Genomic DNA, 18219 nt, shown 5'->3' with positions numbered 1-18219 from the left:
CAACCCGGCACCCCCGGCACTTCCGATACGGACATTGACGGGCCTCTGCGGCTGATCTACCCGGGGCGCCATGCGTATTTTCGTGACCGGCGCGAGCGGGTTCCTGGGCTCCTATCTCGTTGCGGACCTGCTGGAGCGGGGGCACGAGGTGGCGGTCCTGCTGCGCCCCGACAGGGCTCCCTGGCGCCTTCAAGAGGCCATTGGCCGCCTGAATGTGATTCCGGGCGCCCTAGAGCATCTGGACGGGCTGCGCCGGCCTCTTGAGGCGTTCGCGCCCGAGGCGGTAGTTCATATGGCCTGGCGCGGCGTCGCCGGCAGCGACCGCAACGGCCCTGACCAGGCCGTCAATGTCGCTGATACGGTCCGGTTGGCCGAGCTCGCTGCCAGCCTCGGCGCCAAAATCTTCGTGGGGGCCGGATCGCAGGCCGAGTACGGCCCCTATGATCGCGCGATTCGCGAGGACGATATCGCCCGGCCGACGACGCTGTACGGCATGGCCAAGCTCGGGGCGGGATCAATGGTGCTACGCCTTTGCGAGGAGCGTGAGCTGCGCGCGGCGTGGCTGCGGATCTTCTCGACCTACGGTCCGAAGGATGCCGATTATTGGTTGATCCCCAGCATGATCCGGAACCTGCGCTCCGGACAGCACATGGCGCTGACGGTTTGCGAGCAGCGCTGGGGCTTTTTGCACGCACGCGACGCGGCCGCGGCCTTCCGGATTGCGGCCACGCACGACGCTGCGCGGGGAATCTTCAACGTTGGTAGTCCGGATGCGCCGCCACTGCGCGAGACGGTGACGAAGCTGCGCGATCTCGTCGATCCCCGCGCAAGCCTCGGCTTCGGCGAGTTGGCCTACCGGCCCGATCAGGTTATGGTCCTGGCGGCGGACGTTTCGCGCATGCTCGCATTGGGCTGGAAGCCCGAAGTGCCGTTGGATGAGGGATTACGCGAAACGGTTGACTGGCATGACGCGACCAAATCTTCCTGAGCCGACAGAGTTTGCCCGGCGCATTCGCGCGCATGCGCTGCGGATGGTGCATGCCGCCAAGGCCTCGCATATCGGCGGATGCCTCTCGATGGCGGATATCCTGGCCGTGCTCTACACGCGGATCCTGCGCATTGATCCTGCCGAGCCGCAATTCGCAAACCGCGATCGCTTCGTGCTCAGCAAGGGCCACGCCACGGCGATCATGTACGCCACGCTCGCCGAATCTGGCTTCTTCCCGCTGGCCGAGCTCGACACCTATTGCCGCGACGGATCGATCTTCACCGGTCATGTCAGCCATGCCGTGCCCGGCGTCGAGGTCTCGACCGGTTCGCTCGGCCACGGCTTGCCGATCGCGATCGGCATGGCGCTCGCCGCGCGTTCAGCCAGCCACGGCAGCCGCGTGTTCTGTTTGCTCAGCGATGGCGAATGCGACGAGGGTTCCAATTGGGAAGGCATCCTGTTTGCACCCCATCACAAGCTCGACAATCTCTGCGTCATCGTCGACTTCAACAAGATCCAGAGCTTTGGCTCGGTCGATGAGGTGCTGAACCTCAATCCATTCGCCGAGAAGTGGAAGGCGTTCGGCTGGCATGTCGAGGAGATCGACGGTCATGATGTCATCGCGCTCGAGCGGGTGCTCGGCGGCGTGCCGTCGCCATCGGGCCGGCCGACCGTCGTGATCGCCCACACCGTGAAGGGCAAAGGCGTGAGCTTCATGGAGAACAAGCTCGAATGGCACTACCGTTCGCCCTCGGATGAACTGCTGGCGCAGGCGCTCGCGGAGGTCGGCGCATGAGGATGACGTTCATCGAAAGCCTCTCGCAGGCGGCGAGCGAAAACCCTAATATCTGGCTGCTCTGCGGCGATCTCGGCTATTCCGTGCTGGAGCCGTTCGCGGCGAAATTCCCCGAGCGCTATCTCAACGTCGGCGTCGCCGAGCAGAACATGGCGGGCATCGCCGCCGGCATCGCGCTGTCGGGCAAGACCGTCTTCATCTATTCGATCGGCAACTTCCCGACCTTGCGCTGTCTCGAGCAGCTCCGCAACGACGTCTGCTATCACGGCGCGGACGTCAAGGTCGTGGCAGTGGGCGCCGGCTATGCCTATGGCAGCCAGGGCTACACGCACCATGCGTTGGAAGACGCGGGCATTATGTCGATGCTGCCTGGCATCGAGATGTTCGTGCCCTGCGATCCCATGGAGGTCCGTGCTGCGACGCGCCTGATCGCGGGCAGCGGCAAGCCGTCTTACTTGCGGCTCAGCCGGCAAGGGGAGCCGAATCTCGGCGCAGCCGTGACTGACCTGCGCAAGCCGCGGATCCTGCGTGAGGGACGGGATGTCGTCATCCTTGCGTCGGGACCGATCGCTTCGCGTGCGGTAGAGGCCGCCGGCGAGCTTGCCGGGCGTGGCCGGGATGTCGGCGTGGTCAGCGTGTCCTGCCTGAAGCCGCTTGACGAGGCCGCGATCCGTGATGCGGTGCACGGCGCATCGCTCGTCGTGACGCTCGAAGAGCATATCCTGCGCGGCGGCCTGTTCAGCCTGGTGGCCTGCGCGTTTGCCGGTGATGCCAAGCGGCCACAGGTCACCGGCATCGGCATTCCCGAGCAGGGCGGCAAGACCTCCAGTGCAGGTTCGCGCGAGGCACTGCTCGATGGCGCCGGCCTATCGGTTCAGGCGATCGTCGCGCGGATCGAGCAATCGCTGCCGACGCGCTGAGGCGTCACGTTCCTGACGGCGGCGGGCCGAAATTGACGCGCTCGCGCTCGAACACCACGGGCTTTTCGCGCACCTGACCGTAGATCGCGAGCACGTATTCGCCAATCATGCCCATGAAGAACAGCTGCACGCCGCCGAAGAAGAACATGGCGACGATCAGCGTGAGGATGCCCGGCTCGGCGAGCTTCTGATAGAGCACGAGGCCGATGATGAAGTTGACGATCGCGTAAGCGATGCTCATGGCCGAGATCAGGAAGCCTGCGAACAAGCCGAAGCGCACCGGTGCCGTGGTGAAGGACACCAGCCCGTTGAGCCCCTGATCGATCAGCGCGCTGGCGCGGTTCTTCGAAAAGCCCTTCTTGCGCTCGCGCCAGGTGTAGGGCACGCCGACCATGCGACCGCCGCACTCGAACGTCATCATGCGCATGAACGGATAGGCGTCGCGGACGTGCCGCATCGCCTCGACGACGCGCCTGTCGACGAGCTGGAAGTCACCGACCCCCGGTGGCACCTTGAGCTCGGAGAATCGGGTCAGCACGCGGTAATAGGCGTCACGGAGGGAGCGCATCAGGCGGCCTTCCTCCCGGACGGCGCGGATGCCGTAGACGATCTCGTTGCCGGCTTCCCACAGCTTGACGAATTGCGGGAGCAGCTCGGGCGGGTCCTGGAGATCCGCCGGCATGAACAGCAGCACGGCATCGCCCGTGCTCGCCATCACCCCATTATAGGTATTGCGCAGCGGTCCGAAGTTGCGCGCGTTGACGATGACCTTGACCGCCGGGTCCTGCGCGGCGATCTCGCGCAGGATTTCGACGGTGCGATCATCGGAGGCGTTGTCGCAGAAGATGTGTTCGCGCTGATAGCCTTTGAGGTCGTTGTCGAAGATCCGCCGGATTGCCTCGTAGCAATCCCGCACGTTCAGCTCTTCGTTGTAGCAGGGCGTGATAACGCTGATTGTTTTCACAATCGTCTTCCTCGACGAATGGCGGGCGATGGCCAGGCCTGCCGGACGGCAGACGGGGAGCTTCTAGCGGATGTGTATGACGCGTGCCAGTTTTGCTACCGCAATGCGAAGTCCGAAGCAAACGGGCAGAGGACTGCCGCCACGTTGAAGGGATGTCCGGAAGCCATCGAACAATCCGAATTGTCAGGATTTTGTCGACATCGCAGGGGCTGCCTGATAGCTCACGATCTGCACCAAGGCCCCCAAGCTGCTACCGCCAGAAATGTCAGCCTCAGTTCGCCAATTCGTAATCTCCACGCTGCGGCACGCCCTGGGCCGCGAGGATCTGCGGTCTTATCTCCGGCTGCGCCGGCTTGCGCTCGATAAGCGCTTCTTCAAGGATCCGATTTCGGTTCCCGAGTTGCGCTTGGCATTCGAGAGGCTGGGCATCAAGACCGGCAGGACCGTATGGGTCCAGTCGTCCTGGAATGAATTCTACAATTTCCCGGGCAAGCCGTCATCGGTGATCGATTTGCTTCTCGACCTGATCGGTTCCGAGGGCACGCTGGTCATGTCCGCGATTCCCCTCGTGGTCGACGATCGGAAGATTCTGGAAATCCATCGGGAGCCGGTGTCTACAGGCCTGATCGCCGAGACATTCAGGCGCTATCGAGGCGTCAAACGCAGCATTCACAATTCGTCCTCGGTGATCGCGTTGGGGCCGCAGGCCGAGTTTCTCGTCAAGGACCACCAGACCACGGAAACGCCCTGGGATCCCGATTCTCCTTATCAAAGGCTGATGGAGCTCGATGCTCTCTGCGTCGGCCTGGGGGTCGGGAGGTTTCTGGCAACCCTGACGCCACTGCACGCCGTGGAAAGCATCCTTCGGCACGAGAATCCAGATTTTGCAGCCATTTTTCACGGCTCGACCACATATCGCTGGCGGACCCGCGATGGGGATGAGGGGACGCACACCTACCTCAACCGAAACGGCGCTTTCGACGCGGCCTGGCTCGGCCGGCATTATCCCCGCGACCAATACGTCGAGTTTCGCCTGTCGAACCTGTGGATGTGGTCAATTCCGGCGCGCGACGCGATCATGACGGGTGTTTCCCTCGGTCGGCGTGGTATCAGCATGTATCGGATGCCGTGGCACAGGCGCTTTCTGGCCTGATGCTATTGCCTTGAAATCAAAAGGGAAAACTCCGGTTGAAGCGATGCAGGCCGGAGTATATGAAGGCGTTTCTCAACCACGAAGGGCTCGATCAGTGGATAAGCAGGCAGACGTCATTGGCCGATTGCAGGCAATTTTCCGGGAGGAACTCGATCTCCCGAATTTGCAGATTTCGCCGCAGTCAACCCCTGACGATGTGGATGGATGGGATAGCCTCGCGACGATCCGCATCGTCGCTGCGGTCGAAAGAGAGTTCGATCGCGAGTTCGAAGCTGCGCAGATCGAGAGCATTCGCTCAGTGAGCGATTTGATCTCGATGATCGCCGCGTGACGTTGGCCAGTTCTTCTCGGTACGAGCGAGCCTGTTGTGATCAAGCCGATGATGAGGTGGTTGCCACAGCCGACGGCAAGTGACGTCGAGCGAACCCGCAGCCTCGGCGGAAGCAATGTCGCGGACCTGGTTCGCCTGGCGCAGTATGAATGGGATGCAGGCGGCCTGCGCCGCCTCGCGGCGGGCCTCGTCGAGATTCAAGACTCGACGGGACAGGCCGGCCTGCAGGCGGTTCGCGTGCTGCTGCTCTCGAACTCGACGGCGCGACATCTGAAGGAGACGCTGATCGGTACCGGGCTCCGGCATGGCCTGCGGGTCGACGTCATGATCTCGGAATACGAAGATCCCGAGGTCTTGCTGGAGCGCGATCGCGATGGCATTGCCGCTTTCGGTCCCGATATTGTCGTTCTCGCGATGGACGTGCATGCCTTCGGCTTGCGGCCGGCCCCCGGGAATCCCGAGGTTGCGGCGGCAATCGCGGAGCGGGCGATCGATCGCCTGCGTGTCATCCGCGAGAGCATCGCTTCATCGCTCAAGAAGCCCGTCGTTTTCCAGACCTTGACGCCGGATCCCGCGCACGTCCGCTTGCACGTCGACCGGTTGATACCGGGCTCGCACGCCGACCTCGTCGGCCGGTTCAACGCGGGACTGTCCGAATTTGTGAAGTCCAGCGGCGACCTGGTGCTGGACGTGGCGATGCTGTCCGAAAGGATCGGCCAGGAGGTCTGGTACTCCGCGCGGCACTGGGCCTTGGCCAAGTATCCGTTCGCGCCGGAGAATGCGCCGCTCTATGCGGAGCACCTCGTCAGACTGGTCGCGCTGAAGTTCGGCAAGTCGCGCCGGGTTCTGGTGCTCGACCTCGACAACACCATGTGGGGTGGGATCGTCGGCGACGACGGCAAGGAGAATCTGCTGCTCGGCCCCGGAAGTCCGGTTGGGGAGGCTCACTGCGCGCTCCAGGCCATGGCGAAGGAATTGCGCGACCGCGGCATCGTGCTCTGCGTCTCCTCCAAGAATGAGGAGAGCGTTGCCCTGGACGCGTTTCGCACGCACCCCGAGATGGTTCTGGTCGAGGAGGACATCGCCGCCTTCCAGATCAACTGGACCGACAAGGCGGCCAACCTGCAGGCGCTGTCTGAGATTCTCAGCCTTGGTCTCGATAGCTTCGTCTTTCTGGACGACAACCCTGCGGAACGCGCGCAGATCCGCTTTGCGCTGCCCCAGGTTGCCGTGCCCGAGCTTCCCAAGGATGTGACGGAGTGGATCCCGGTCTTCCAATCCGCCTGCTACTTCGAGGCCACCGGATTCACGGCAGAGGATCGCGACCGGGCGTCCTACTATCGGGCCGATGCCCGGCGGACGGCCCAGCTGAAGTCGTTCGCGCGGCAGGAGGACTATCTCCAGTCGCTCGATATGGAATTGCAGGTTAATCCGTTCGATGCGGTCGGGCGCAAGCGGATCGCGCAATTGATCTCGAAATCCAACCAGTTCAATTTGACGACCAGACGCTATTCCGAAGCTGATGTGGCGTCGGCCGAGGCCGATCCGCGCCGCATCACCATGCAGATGCGCCTCACCGACACCTTTGGCGACAACGGCATGATTGGCGTCGTCATTGCTGACATCGGCACGGATGCACTCGAGATCGACACGTGGCTGATGTCGTGCCGCGTCCTTGGACGCGGCGTTCCCGAGGCGACACTGGATTTGCTCGTTGCTCGCGCGCGGGAGCTGGGCAAGGGGTTCGTGCGCGGCGTCTACATCCCGACCAAGAAGAACATGATGGTCGCAGATCACTATCGTAATCTCGGGTTCGAATTGACCGGCAAGCGTCCCGGCGGCGAGACCGCCTGGGAGCTCTCCGTGCACGGCTATCAGGACAAGAAGCCGCCCATCCGCATTCGCGATGCCGTTGGCGCGCATTGAGGGAGACAGACTTTGAGCACGGCATCAAGCCTGATCGATGAACAGCGTTTTCCGCAGCTCGCTGCGCTGATGCGCACCCAGTATGAACGGACGCCGGCACATCGTGGCTATCTCGAGACCCGGTTCTCTCACGCATCCGCCGAAGATTTCGCAACGCTCGAGGAGCTGGCCAGCCAGATTCGCCAGATCGCCGGTCCACGCCTCGACGAAATTTGCGACGGCTACGATTTCATCTGCAAGATCGTGCGCGAGGAAGAGATCTTCTTCCGACGGAAAGGGCGATACAGGCTCCAGACTTTCGAGGAGGCCAATCGTCTCGTCTACAGCAATCCCGAATATATGGGCCACTACATGGATGGCCTGCTTCTGACCCAGATCTACTGGTCGAACCACACGGCCTGCTATCAGTTCTACCGCAACGTGTTCCTGAAGCAGGCGCCGGCTGGTTATGACTATCTGGAAATCGGTCCGGGACACGGACTGCTGATCTATCAGGCTCTCAAGGACGAGAGATCGGGCAGCGTGAAGGGCTGGGACGTCAGCAAGGCGAGCATCGGCCAAACATGGGACGCATTAACGGTCATGGGCATGTCGGGCAAGAAGCCCGAGCTCGTCCTGCAGGATCTGTACGCTGTCCCGGATGACAGCGCGAAGTTCGATTGCCTCACTTTCTCGGAGGTCCTCGAGCATCTGGAAGATCCGAAGGGGGCCCTCGTCAAGTTGCGCTCGCTGCTCAAGCCGACTGGCCGGCTGTTCGTGAACGTCCCGATCAACAGCCCTGCGCCGGATCATCTCTATCTATTGCGCTCGCCGGAAGAGGCGGTTGAGGCGGTCCGTGCGGCCGGCTTCGAGATCGAACGGGCGGAGTTCTTCCCCATGACCAACCACACGATGGAGCAGGCGCGGAAGCACAAGCTCACGATTTCCGCCTGCATCGTCGCAAGACTGAACTGATGTCGACCCCCGCGCGCCCCGAGTTGATCTTCGACCATGTCGGCCTAGTCGTGCGGGACCTGAAGTCCGGCCTCACCAATGTCTGCTCTCTGCTGCCGATCGTTTCGGCCACACGGGTCTATGACGATCAGGTGCTTGGCGTCTCGGTCCAGTTTCTGCGCGATGCGGGCGGCGTGATGTTTGAACTCATCGCGCCGCTCGGGGACAATTCTCCGGTTGCAAAGATCGCGGTGTCCGGGAAGGGCGTGATTAATCAGGTCGCCTATCGGGTCGAGAATTTGGCAGAGGCCGCGAAATATTTCCGCGCGCGCGGCGCCACTCCGACGGGAGCGGCGAAGTCGGCGGTCGCCTTCGATGGCGCGCCGGTGCAGTTCTTTCTCACCAGGGAATTCGTCGTCATCGAGCTGATCGAGAGCGAAGGCGCCTCGCGCGAATTTGTGCCGGTCTAAGGGCGCATCCGTCAGTTGGAGCGCTGAAGGCTTGCACGAGCTGCTTCGAATGCGCGCTGCACGCAGGACAATACCGCGGGGCCGATCTGGCCGGCATCGAACTGGCCGGCAAATCCAAACAGGGATTGAAAGCCCTCGACCTCATATCCGCCTTCGGGAACCTGTGCTTTCGTGGGCAGGTATCCGCAAAGCGATCCTAGATATCCGGCGTGAAGTCGGATGCATCCCAGCGGCTTGGGCACGGCTTGCCCGATCTCGCTTTCCCATTCGACTGACGGTTCTGCCGAGATGGCGACGATCTCGAGCGCATCATCGAAGCCGAGAACCTGCACGCACAGGGGCTTTTGGGGCGCTGTGCCGTGAAAGAAACTGCTCAGCGGGACGCTGGCCGAACCGATCCGCAGTTCCTGCGGGCTGAAGTTTTTCGCCGCGGGCCGCTGTGTGGTCGCGTCCAGTTCGCTCGCGAGGCTATCGCTCCAGCGCTGCCAGTCCTCCGCAGACAGCGATGGAAAGAGATTGCCGAAGAACACAATTCGCACCAGCCGTTGGAACCGCTCGCGAAGCGGGACGGGCCGCCGTGCCGGCACGATATGCGGCCTGATGTTGCCGCAGAAGCCGTTCAGGAACACACACGGAATCGGACCGAACCGCTGGCGAAGCCGTTCGCGGATCTTGCCCGGATAGTCGGCGCTAATCGCATCGGTCGGAATGGCGGCGGTCGGGTGGCAGGTGTAGTGCCACAGCACCGCAACGGGCCGATCGTTGCGGACATCGCGCAGGAGCAGAACGGTCGCCAACTCGTTCTTCGGACCCTTCGGGTTCGGCGAGAAGGCGACGCTTGTCAAGTTGAAACCGTGCATCCTGCCGATCGTCGGAAACGCCCAGTAGCGCCGGCGATTGATCGCGTGCCGGAGTTGCCCTTCGAATATCTGGAAGACGACTTCCGCTGGTTCCTGCTCCTGGACGTGTCCAACAAGCTCGTCGACGGCATCGCCAAGCTCGGCCACATAGCGCTCGTCCGGAATGCCGAGCGGTGCGCAGGCCTTGTCGGTCGCCGGAGCCCCGTGCGTGTGGGTGGCCTGCAAAAAGATTTCGTTGCGACGGAAGCCCCGTTTCTCCAGCTTGCCGACGACCAGATCCTGCAGTTCCGAACCGACCTGCAGCAGGTCAAAAGAAAGAAGAAGGACTCGACCGCCAAGGCCCTCGAACAAAATTGCTCCGACTTCGATGGGATCGAGGATATTGCGGCAGGGGGCGGTCCTCGATGGGTAGCCAGCGAGCCGGACGGGGCGGTCGCGCGGCGTGATATCCCGGTGGCCCACTCGCGCAACGACCTTCGACACGTTCAGCCCTCTTACCCGTTTAGAGCGGATGTCACTACCCAATTACACTTGGTCGTCCAAGCTGGAATCAGCACCTCGCCGCTTGTGTGGGGACAATCGTAATACTAAGGCTTAAGCGGCGATGGAACAACAGCACATTCGGAGCGGGACAATGATTGGCCAAATTTATCGCTTCCAGCGGATCGCATTATCCCACTCGTGCGCGACGTGACGGTAATAGGTCTAAACCGCGTTCGCCGCATCCTTGGTGGGTGGTCGGCGAATTCGATGATCGTTCTGCTTGCGCTCACGCAGCAGGTCGTTCTCATTCCGTTCTTCTTGAGATATTTGGGACATGAAACGCTCTCGGCGTGGCTCACCATCTTCGCAGCCGGGAGTCTGGTGCAGGCTGCCGATCCCGGCCTCCATGCATGGAGCCTAAACCGATTTCTCTCGTTCAAGTCCCGAGCAGACTCGGATCGTCGTACGCGTCGGTACTTCGCCGGCAGTCTCCTACTTTTCATCGCTGTCGTTGCTGGTCTGATCGCCATCATCGGGATCCTGCTGATGCTGGTGGATCCGGCCAGTGTCCTCGGTTTTCGCGAAGAGCCTGGGTTCGACCTGACGTTCGCGATTGTGACGCTCGGCCTTGCGACCACCCTGCCGGTGAACCTCGCTAGCTCCCTCTTTCGCGCACGCGGCCTGTACGGTCGCATCGTCGCTGTGCAAGCATGGGGGACGGGTCTTGGCCAGCTTGCACAGGTGATTGCGGTTTTCCTCACCAGTAACTTGCTGGTCGTGGCATTGGCGTACGTTGCCGGGCAGGTTGGAGTCTCCGCGTACATCCTGTTTTCCGACTTGAAACGGCAATTCCCGTTTATCAGCGGCCTCCCGCGCCGCGTTTCCTGGCGGTGGGCCAGGGCTCAACTCGCGGGCGCATTTCCGTTCGGCGTGATGAATTTCGCCGAAGTCGGAATGTCGTATCTTTCGGTTCTGCTGGTCGGAGCCCTCGTGTCTGATCGGGCCGCGATCGCCCAATGGGTGCTCACCAGAACCGTCGCCAATTTTCTGCGCGGCCTCTGCTATCAATTCTCGTTGCCGATCGCAGCGGAGCTCGGCCATGATCACGCCGTGGGTGCGCGGGACAGCCTGCGGACCCTATATGCGAGGGGACTGTTCATCGTGACCTTTACGGTCAGCTTGATCACGGGCGGCCTACTGTCGTTCTGGCGGGAATTCTTTGAGCTCTGGACTGCAGGAGCTATTCCATATGACGCGACGCTTGCAATCGTGCTGATCGGCGGAACTTGTCTCGTGACGCCGGCAACGTTTGCTATGAGTTACGCAAGCTACAGCGATAGGGGCACGCTGCTGCTTTGGACCAAGTCGCTGCAAATTGCGATCTTCTTTGGCCTCGCGATGTTCCTGATCCCGGCTCTCGGTCCGCTAGGCGCCGCGATCAGCCTAACGTCCGGTGATACGGTGGGGCAACTCGGGGTCCTTTTCTCGCTGCTGCTGATCCAGACGCTGCAGCAGCCGCTTCGACATGCGATGCTTCTGTTCGGAATGATGCTAGCAGTTGTCACTACCGGGTTGGGGATGGGGATGCTCGCGCGCTATGCGGTGCCTATAACTGGCTTTGTCGGTCTCGTCCTGCAATGCAGCGTCTGGCTCGCCAGCATGACGCTAATCTGCTCTCCGTTGGCAAGCAGCGGCATACGGAACAAGCTCATTGCGAGCATTCCGCATTGACGTCTACCAACGCGGCATCAGGGCAGCGCGATGCTTCATTTGCCCCCGATCTGCTGCTCGAGACGCGTCGTCCGACCTCGGTTTCTCTGGCGAGCTGCCGCATTGCTGGACGTTTGCCCCGCTTATTCCAGGAGTTGCCTATATAGCCATGGTCGCAGCCGTCATGATAGTATTATCCAAATGGGGAATCTGCCTCCGCTTGGTGCTGGTGAACCGCGCTATCAAGTGGCACTCAAGTGCTTACTGTGGACTGCCGTTGCGGTGGCAAGTTTGCTGCTCCACCGAGAGAACGGACTTGCGCGCACCATGAGACTGGACTGATCATCGTGAGAATCTTCCAAAATAACCGCTACTACCCAGCGTTGCGCCGGCGCTTGCGTGACTTCACCTCTCACCGTTCAGGCTTCGAAGGAATGATGGATGCTTTTCTTTCTTTTCGGGAATCAGCAGCTCACGTTCTCTTGCCGGTTGATCAAAGGCTAGAATGTGCATTTTTCGCCAACGGTACTGATGCTGAGGCTCAGCGGGTCTGGGCGGTTGAACATGGCTTGAGTTCACGAACGCCTCTAAGCGAGATTTTGAGATCGCAGATTGAAGAACACTGTACAGAGGTATTCTACAATCTCGACGTAACAAGTTGGGAGGCAGATTTCGCTAAGCGACTGCCCGGATGCGTAAAGAAGCGTGTCGCTTGGCACGCTGCCCCATTCAAGGGTATTTCGTTCTTAGGCTATGATCTTGTGGTGTGCAATTTTCCGTCAATTCTCGCACAGCTAAGTAACCAAGGATATCGGACAGAATATTTCACGCCAGCGCACGATCCGAAACTTGCCTCGTTCGCCGCGCGCCAGGATCGGCCCATCGACGTGCTGTTCGTGGGCGGGTATTCGCGCCATCATGCGCGCCGCGCCAAGATGCTCGAAGCCGTTGCGGCCTTGTCTGGTGAATACAATATCGTTTATCACCTCGATCGCTCTCGCCTATGTCGATTGGCGGAATCCCCACTAGGCTATCTTCTACCCCTCGGAAAGCACCGAAGGCCGACTAAGGTGGCGGCAATCGCTCGCCCACCTGCATTCGGCCTCGATCTCTATGATCTGATGTCTAAAGCCAAGATTGTGCTAAACGGTGCCATCGATATGGCGGGGCCTGACCGTGGGAACATGCGGTGCTTTGAGGCCTTGGGGAGCTCGGCGTTGCTCCTTTCGGACGACGGAGTATATCCTGAAGGAATGCGTGATGGAGAGACAATTGTCACTTACAAGTCACCAGGCGAAGCCGTAGAACGAATCAGAGATGCGTTGGAAGGGGCGCCGCAGACTAGGCTGACGATCGCTGCTGCCGGCTACCACATGGTGTCGACCCGTTATTCAAAAAGCGAGCAGTGGCAACGCTTCGAGGCGCTTGTTGCCGCGATTTAGAGGACAACATGATAGAAAACTTCATTCCAATTTCGAGGCCATCTATCGGGCAGCGCGAAGAGGAGCTCATCATGGATGCTGTTCGCTCCGGATGGGTCTCTTCAATGGGCCGGTACATCGATGAGTTCGAGGCGGTCTTCGCTCGCTATTGTGGAACAGAATTTGCAATCGCGGTCAGCAATGGGACGACAGGACTTCACCTTGCCCTTGCGACGCTGGACCTCGGTCCGGGAGACGAGGTGATCATTCCCGACCTGACGTTCGTTGCGACTGCCAACGCAGTTGCCTACACGGGCGCAAAGCCGGTGCTCGCTGACATCGATCCAGTTACGTTGTGCATCGATCCATCCTCCGTCAATTCATTGATCACGAAACGCACGAAGGCGGTCATTGCGGTCCACCTCTATGGGCATCCTGCGGACATGGATTCGCTCGCTGCAATTGCCGACGCAAACGGAATCTCGTTGATTGAGGATGCCGCTGAAGCACATGGTGCCGAGTACAAGGGCCGACGAGTAGGAAGTCTTAGCCGATGTGGCGTCTTCAGCTTCTATGGCAACAAGATCGTCACTACCGGCGAGGGCGGCATGCTGACGACTAACGATCGCGCCTTCTATAAGCGGGCAAAACGCCTTCGCGATCACGCGATGAGTTCGGAACGTAGATACTTTCACGAGGAACTCGGATACAACTATCGCATGACTAATCTTCAAGCTGCACTTGGCGTCGCGCAGATGGAGCGAATTGACGAGTTCCTTGAGCAGCGTGCCAAGATCATGGCTTGGTATCACTCAGTCATTCCGACGGGTGAAGCGGTGCGACTAAATAAAGTGCGAAATTGGGCGAAGAGTGCGTTCTGGATGGTCTGCTTGGAGGTCGACTCGTTCAACGAGCAGAGCCGTAATGCATTTATGAGCGAACTCAAAAATATGGGAATCGATTCGCGTCCATATTTCTACACTATCTCATCACTGCCGATGTACAGGCAACAGCCACTCCCGATCTCGCTGCGAAAGTCGAGGACCGGGCTGAATCTTCCTAGTTTTTGTGAGCTTACTCAGAAGGACGTCGAGCGGGTTGGTCGGGCGGTGGCCGACTTGCTCAAGCAGGTGAAATGATGCTCGACGAGGCTGTACAGACGCTACGTGCCGCCAGATTCGTGAGGAAGTTGCGTATTCCGTTCATGTACCGGCGACTTAGTGCATACCTAGCGTCCATGTCTGCGGATAGTCCGCTAAAGGGGGTACCTGTTAGGGTCGTCGGAGACGCGTGGGGCGATCCAACGGAACTATTTTCCCATTACGACGCCTTCGGTTATTGGGTCGCAGCCCGACTTGCTCGGACCAACAAACGGCGCCGAGTACTCGATATTGGAAGCCCCAAGAAGCAAAATGCAATTTTATCGGCATTTCACGACGTTTCAGCTCTCGTTCTAGCGGACTGTGGTGACCAGTTCAGTGCGGTGCATTATCTTATCCATGACGTTACGCTGCCACTGCCGTTTTCGGCAGGATCTTTTGATTGTTTTACCTCGGCTGTCACTTTGAACTTGGTTGGGCTGGGACGATACGGCGATCGCATAGACGCAAATGGGATCCCTAATCTCATTTCGGAACTGGATCGCGTGATGTCAGACGACGGGGAACTCCTCATCAGCGTGCCTAGTGGTCCGAGCCAACTTGCGTTCAATAATCACTGGTGTTTCGATATTCATTTGATTCAGCGGCTGTTCAAAGGTTGGCGGCTTGAGAGCGTCGTAGTTGATGGCTGGTCTTCGCCGAGCATATCGCAAAGCGGAAGAGATCCGGCTCGTCGATTTGTGGGTTTGGATGAGCTGCCTGCCATGCGTCAAGGTGACTATCGGGTCGTCTTTTGTGCCTTCGTTCGAGAGGCTTCCCGTGAGCAGGGGAGGAACTCATGATTGGAAAGGTTAGAACCCCCTCCTATACTTGGGAAGAAGCTATCGAGATCCTTAGAAGTGAACCCCAGTACGATCAGCTTATCTACGACGCCTATTTGACGTCGGACCTGCGGGAAAACTGTCGACGCTTTGCCGAGAGCGCGGAGTTCGCGGAGACTTTGAGCCTGATCGAGAAGTATAGATCGGGCGCACGTGATATTTTGGATATGCCAGCCGGCAACGGGATTGCTACATATGCCCTAACCCGCGCGGGGTTTAATGTCGTTGCGGTCGAGCCGGATTCGTCGGCGTCGGTCGGCCGGGGCGCCATTGAGACTTGTTTGTCGAAGGCAGGACTTAATGCCCGCATTGTTGATGCTTTCGGCGAAGAATTGCCTTTTGAAGCTGAGAGCTTCGACGTCGTCTATGTGAGACAGGGACTTCATCACGCTCAGGATCTGAATGCCATGGTGGCCCAATGCGCCCGCGTGCTGCGTCCTGGTGGCTTACTGTTGGCGTGTCGAGAGCACGTCGTGGATGATTATGGATCCAGCTTGCGGGATTTTCTGAACGCCCAAGTTGACCACCAACTGTACGGCGGCGAAAATGCATTCACGTTAGCCGACTACCGGGCGTCCTTGGTTAGAGCCGGATTTGAAGTTGCGCTGGAGATGGGTCCCTACGACTCACCAATCAATTTGCATCCCAATACACCGGAAATTCTGGCGGCCAAAATCTGCGGTTCAACACCGGGCAAGATTCTCAGTTGTATGCTGCCGAAATCTATCGTTGTGAAGCTGGGCATCTGGCAGTTGAAGCGATCTAATCGCCCCGGACGGCTGTACTCGTTTGTCGCGATCGCCAAATAGCGAATAGTCATGCTTGGGTATCTTCTTCCTCTTCTCGTGAAAGTTCGCGGACGATTTCCTTCGATCTATCATTTCCTCGTCCGCATCGCGAAACGTTTCATGGGCGTAACCTTCGGTGTCTACCCTCGCCCCCTCGCCAACGAGGTGGCCGCCGTTACTGAAATCCTGCGTAGCTCACAATGGAACATGGCCTACGGACGGGGGCTCGCTCACGAACGCCTCGAGGCCGACTTTAGTGAAGCCGTCGGCACTCGGCACGCAGTAGCTGTCGGGAGCGGAGGGGTAGCGATACAAATGTCGCTCCGCGCGCTCGGACTCAAGCCGGGCGACGAGGCGATCCACCAGATCGACACATGCTCGGCCACAGCGATGGCGGTCATGAATGCTGGTGTAACGCCGGTCTTTGCGGACATTTCTGAGGAGACATTTATGCTCGATTGCGGTGATCTCCGAAACCGCATAGGTCCGCAAACGAAAGCTTTGATTGCTACCCATATGTGGGGAAATCCAGAGAACATTGCAATGCTGCGCTCGCTGGCGCGCGAGCGAGGGCTTGTACTCTTAGAAGATGCCTGTCTCGGGCTGGGCGCGGTCGCGGATGGAGCTCCCGCTGGCTCGCAAGGAGATGTTGGAGTCTTTTCGTTCGGTTGCATTAAGCCGATTCAGACAGGAGAGGGGGGGATGATCGTGACAAACGACGAAGCGCTCGCGAGGGAGCTACGGTCGTTGCGTCACTGGGGCGACCGCACAATCGAATTCGGTGTTCGCGATACCACTCAATTGGCTTGGAACGGCCGCATGTCCGAAATTCTTGCCGGCGTCGCCCGCGAACAGTTGCGAGGGTTTCCAAAGCACTTGGCGGACCTCCGGGAAACGGTTGAGGAATTCAAGCATGTGCTGGCGAATCTTCCTGGGCTAACGCTAGTCCTCGGAGCGGAAAAAGAAATTTCTCACTGTGCGTTCACCCAGGTTGTGCTCCGCCTCGACGAGGCGGCATTTGGAGCCGAAAAGAAGACACTCATGGACGAGTTAACCAAGAACGGAGTTCCAAATTGGCATGCGAATTTCGAGCCAATCAACACTCTTTCCTTCTTTAGGTTCGGCGGGTGGCGGGACTGGATATTGCGAGGTGATGTTGACCGTATTGAGAAGAATAATTCTGGCCCGTTTCCGGCAGCAGAACGCGTTTATGCCAAATCAGGCATCGGCTTGGCGAAATCCAACTTTCTATCAGTAGGTAACAAGAAGCATTTGGCGTCCGTACTTCGAACCCTACGCAACAAGAGGAAGCATTGATCAAGCTTGGCGTAGTCGCTCTTTCAAAGCCCGAATTGGGGGGGACGTACCAATATACACTTTCCACGCTCGAGGCGCTTCGATACCTCCGCGAGTTCGAGATAACAATCTACGGTGACCCTTCCAATGGTGACTACGCTCGTTTGGGTTATCCCGTAAGGCGATTCACAGAGAAGCGCCTGGACCAGCTGGCGCGTCTATCTGCATTCATGCTCGGCGTCAGACTTGCTGATCCTTTTCCCGATGAGGACGTTATTCTTTCGCCGATCTATTCCTTGGCTCTGTTACAGACTAGGAAACCGTTCGTCTACACCTTGCACGACGTGCAAGAATACCATTTTCCAGGGTACTTCTCGTGGGGGCAGCGAGTTTGGCGTCACTATGTCCACGCCGCCCTCTCCAGCCGCGCAACCCGAATAATCTGCGAAGCGAGTCACGTGAGGGACGATATTGTCCGATTTTTCGACGTCCCTCGTGACCGTATTGAAGTGGTAGTAGCCCCACCACTTGCGCGGCTGAGGGCCGCAATGGCGCGCTCTGAGTTGGAGGAGGCACGCGTCCGGCTCCATTTGCCTGATCGCTTTGTCTTCTACCCAGCCCAATTTTGGCGCCACAAGAATCATGCTCGCCTAATTGATGCTTTCAAGCTGGTGACTTCAGTCGCCCCAGAGTTGAAACTTGTACTGACGGGCAACAAGGGAGAAGAGTACGTTTCGGTTTTACGCCAAATCGAGGCGACGGGACTAAAGCAGGCAATCTTACATCTCGGCTATATTGGCCAAAACGATTTACAGGCGGTTTATCAACTTGCGACCGCTCTTATCATGCCTTCGCTGTATGAGAGCGTTAGTATCCCAATCTTTGAAGCCTTTCAGTTGGGGACGCCGGTAGCTGCTGCGAACATCCTCTCTTTGCCTGACCAAGTGGGAGATGCCGGTCTCTTGTTCGATCCGCTATCAATTAATGCAATAGCAAACAGCATCTCAGCAATCGCAACAAACACTCATCTTGCGGACTCACTGAGAGTTCGAGGTCAGAATCGGATTCGTGCGATGTCACCCGATCGGTATGGCAAGCAATTGGAGGCAGTACTTCAACGAGTGTACGACGAGCGCTAATCGGCTGGTGAATCACCTTGCGCGCCATTTTCGCGCGGGCTGGTTGTGTTCCGTCCATTC

Annotated in this window: 17 protein-coding genes; 15 read left to right on the top strand and 2 right to left on the bottom strand. The window is 59.2% G+C overall.

Annotated elements, in window-relative coordinates:
* Window positions 1-70 precede the first annotated feature (70 nt).
* Genes DCG74_RS30865 through DCG74_RS30855 form a run of 3 tightly spaced genes read left to right on the top strand, consistent with a single transcriptional unit; the run spans window position 71 to window position 2704 of the window.
* On the top strand, window positions 71-988 hold the full coding sequence (locus DCG74_RS30865; protein ID WP_172785379.1) for an NAD(P)-dependent oxidoreductase: 918 nt from the start codon (window positions 71-73) through the stop codon (window positions 986-988).
* On the top strand, window positions 966-1784 hold the full coding sequence (locus DCG74_RS30860) for a transketolase (RefSeq protein ID WP_172785378.1): 819 nt from the start codon (window positions 966-968) through the stop codon (window positions 1782-1784). Before DCG74_RS30865 ends, DCG74_RS30860 begins: the two co-directional genes overlap by 23 nt.
* Entirely contained in the window at window positions 1781-2704 is a 924-nt protein-coding gene (locus DCG74_RS30855; RefSeq protein WP_172785377.1) for a transketolase family protein, read from the top strand. Before DCG74_RS30860 ends, DCG74_RS30855 begins: the two co-directional genes overlap by 4 nt.
* 4 nt (window positions 2705-2708) lie before the next feature.
* Here the strand turns inward: DCG74_RS30855 and DCG74_RS30850 are convergent, their stop codons facing one another.
* Window positions 2709-3668, bottom strand: a complete 960-nt coding sequence (locus DCG74_RS30850; protein ID WP_172785376.1) for a glycosyltransferase family 2 protein — start codon at window positions 3666-3668, stop codon at window positions 2709-2711.
* Between the two features lie 400 nt (window positions 3669-4068).
* On the opposite strand from DCG74_RS30850, the gene DCG74_RS30845 reads away from it, so the two are divergent.
* The 5 genes from DCG74_RS30845 to DCG74_RS30825 all read left to right on the top strand — a co-directional run bounded on the left by DCG74_RS30845 (window position 4069) and on the right by DCG74_RS30825 (window position 8481).
* Complete coding sequence (locus DCG74_RS30845; RefSeq protein ID WP_175421774.1) at window positions 4069-4821, top strand: AAC(3) family N-acetyltransferase; 753 nt, start codon at window positions 4069-4071, stop codon at window positions 4819-4821.
* 94 nt (window positions 4822-4915) lie between these two features.
* Window positions 4916-5152 (top strand): acyl carrier protein, encoded by a 237-nt coding sequence (locus tag DCG74_RS30840; RefSeq protein ID WP_172785374.1) that lies wholly within the window; start codon window positions 4916-4918, stop codon window positions 5150-5152.
* Window positions 5153-5200: 48 nt separating this feature from the next.
* Entirely contained in the window at window positions 5201-7078 is a 1878-nt protein-coding gene (locus DCG74_RS30835) for an HAD family hydrolase (RefSeq protein WP_172785373.1), read from the top strand.
* A gap of 12 nt (window positions 7079-7090) precedes the next feature.
* A complete protein-coding gene (locus tag DCG74_RS30830) occupies window positions 7091-8032 on the top strand; it encodes a bifunctional 2-polyprenyl-6-hydroxyphenol methylase/3-demethylubiquinol 3-O-methyltransferase UbiG (protein ID WP_172785372.1) in 942 nt (313 codons plus the stop codon).
* Window positions 8032-8481: a VOC family protein gene (locus DCG74_RS30825; protein WP_172785371.1), complete on the top strand. Its 450-nt coding sequence runs from the start codon at window positions 8032-8034 to the stop codon at window positions 8479-8481. The genes DCG74_RS30830 and DCG74_RS30825 overlap by 1 nt, the downstream gene beginning before the upstream one ends.
* An 11-nt stretch (window positions 8482-8492) precedes the next feature.
* Here the strand turns inward: DCG74_RS30825 and DCG74_RS30820 are convergent, their stop codons facing one another.
* A complete protein-coding gene (locus DCG74_RS30820; RefSeq protein ID WP_172785370.1) occupies window positions 8493-9824 on the bottom strand; it encodes a hypothetical protein in 1332 nt (443 codons plus the stop codon).
* 267 nt (window positions 9825-10091) lie between these two features.
* On the opposite strand from DCG74_RS30820, the gene DCG74_RS30815 reads away from it, so the two are divergent.
* From DCG74_RS30815 to DCG74_RS30785, 7 genes are all read left to right on the top strand, one after another.
* Window positions 10092-11555, top strand: a complete 1464-nt coding sequence (locus DCG74_RS30815) for a hypothetical protein (protein WP_172785369.1) — start codon at window positions 10092-10094, stop codon at window positions 11553-11555.
* A 326-nt stretch (window positions 11556-11881) separates the two neighbouring features.
* Complete coding sequence (locus DCG74_RS30810) at window positions 11882-12976, top strand: glycosyltransferase (RefSeq protein WP_172785368.1); 1095 nt, start codon at window positions 11882-11884, stop codon at window positions 12974-12976.
* Between the two features lie 8 nt (window positions 12977-12984).
* Window positions 12985-14094: a DegT/DnrJ/EryC1/StrS aminotransferase family protein gene (locus DCG74_RS30805; protein ID WP_210268260.1), complete on the top strand. Its 1110-nt coding sequence runs from the start codon at window positions 12985-12987 to the stop codon at window positions 14092-14094.
* Window positions 14091-14897, top strand: coding sequence for a DUF268 domain-containing protein (locus DCG74_RS30800; RefSeq protein WP_172785367.1), 807 nt, complete (start codon window positions 14091-14093; stop codon window positions 14895-14897). The genes DCG74_RS30805 and DCG74_RS30800 overlap by 4 nt, the downstream gene beginning before the upstream one ends.
* Window positions 14894-15745, top strand: coding sequence for a class I SAM-dependent methyltransferase (locus DCG74_RS30795; protein WP_172785366.1), 852 nt, complete (start codon window positions 14894-14896; stop codon window positions 15743-15745). The genes DCG74_RS30800 and DCG74_RS30795 overlap by 4 nt, the downstream gene beginning before the upstream one ends.
* Window positions 15746-15754: 9 nt before the next feature.
* Window positions 15755-17041 (top strand): DegT/DnrJ/EryC1/StrS aminotransferase family protein, encoded by a 1287-nt coding sequence (locus DCG74_RS30790; RefSeq protein ID WP_172785365.1) that lies wholly within the window; start codon window positions 15755-15757, stop codon window positions 17039-17041.
* A complete protein-coding gene (locus tag DCG74_RS30785) occupies window positions 17038-18159 on the top strand; it encodes a glycosyltransferase family 1 protein (protein ID WP_172785364.1) in 1122 nt (373 codons plus the stop codon). Before DCG74_RS30790 ends, DCG74_RS30785 begins: the two co-directional genes overlap by 4 nt.
* Window positions 18160-18219: the final 60 nt, after the last annotated feature.

Origin of the sequence: Bradyrhizobium sp. WBAH42 (genome assembly GCF_024585265.1) — a bacterium.
Classification (GTDB): Bacteria; Pseudomonadota; Alphaproteobacteria; order Rhizobiales; family Xanthobacteraceae; genus Bradyrhizobium.
This window is presented reverse-complemented; position numbering and strand designations above follow the sequence as displayed.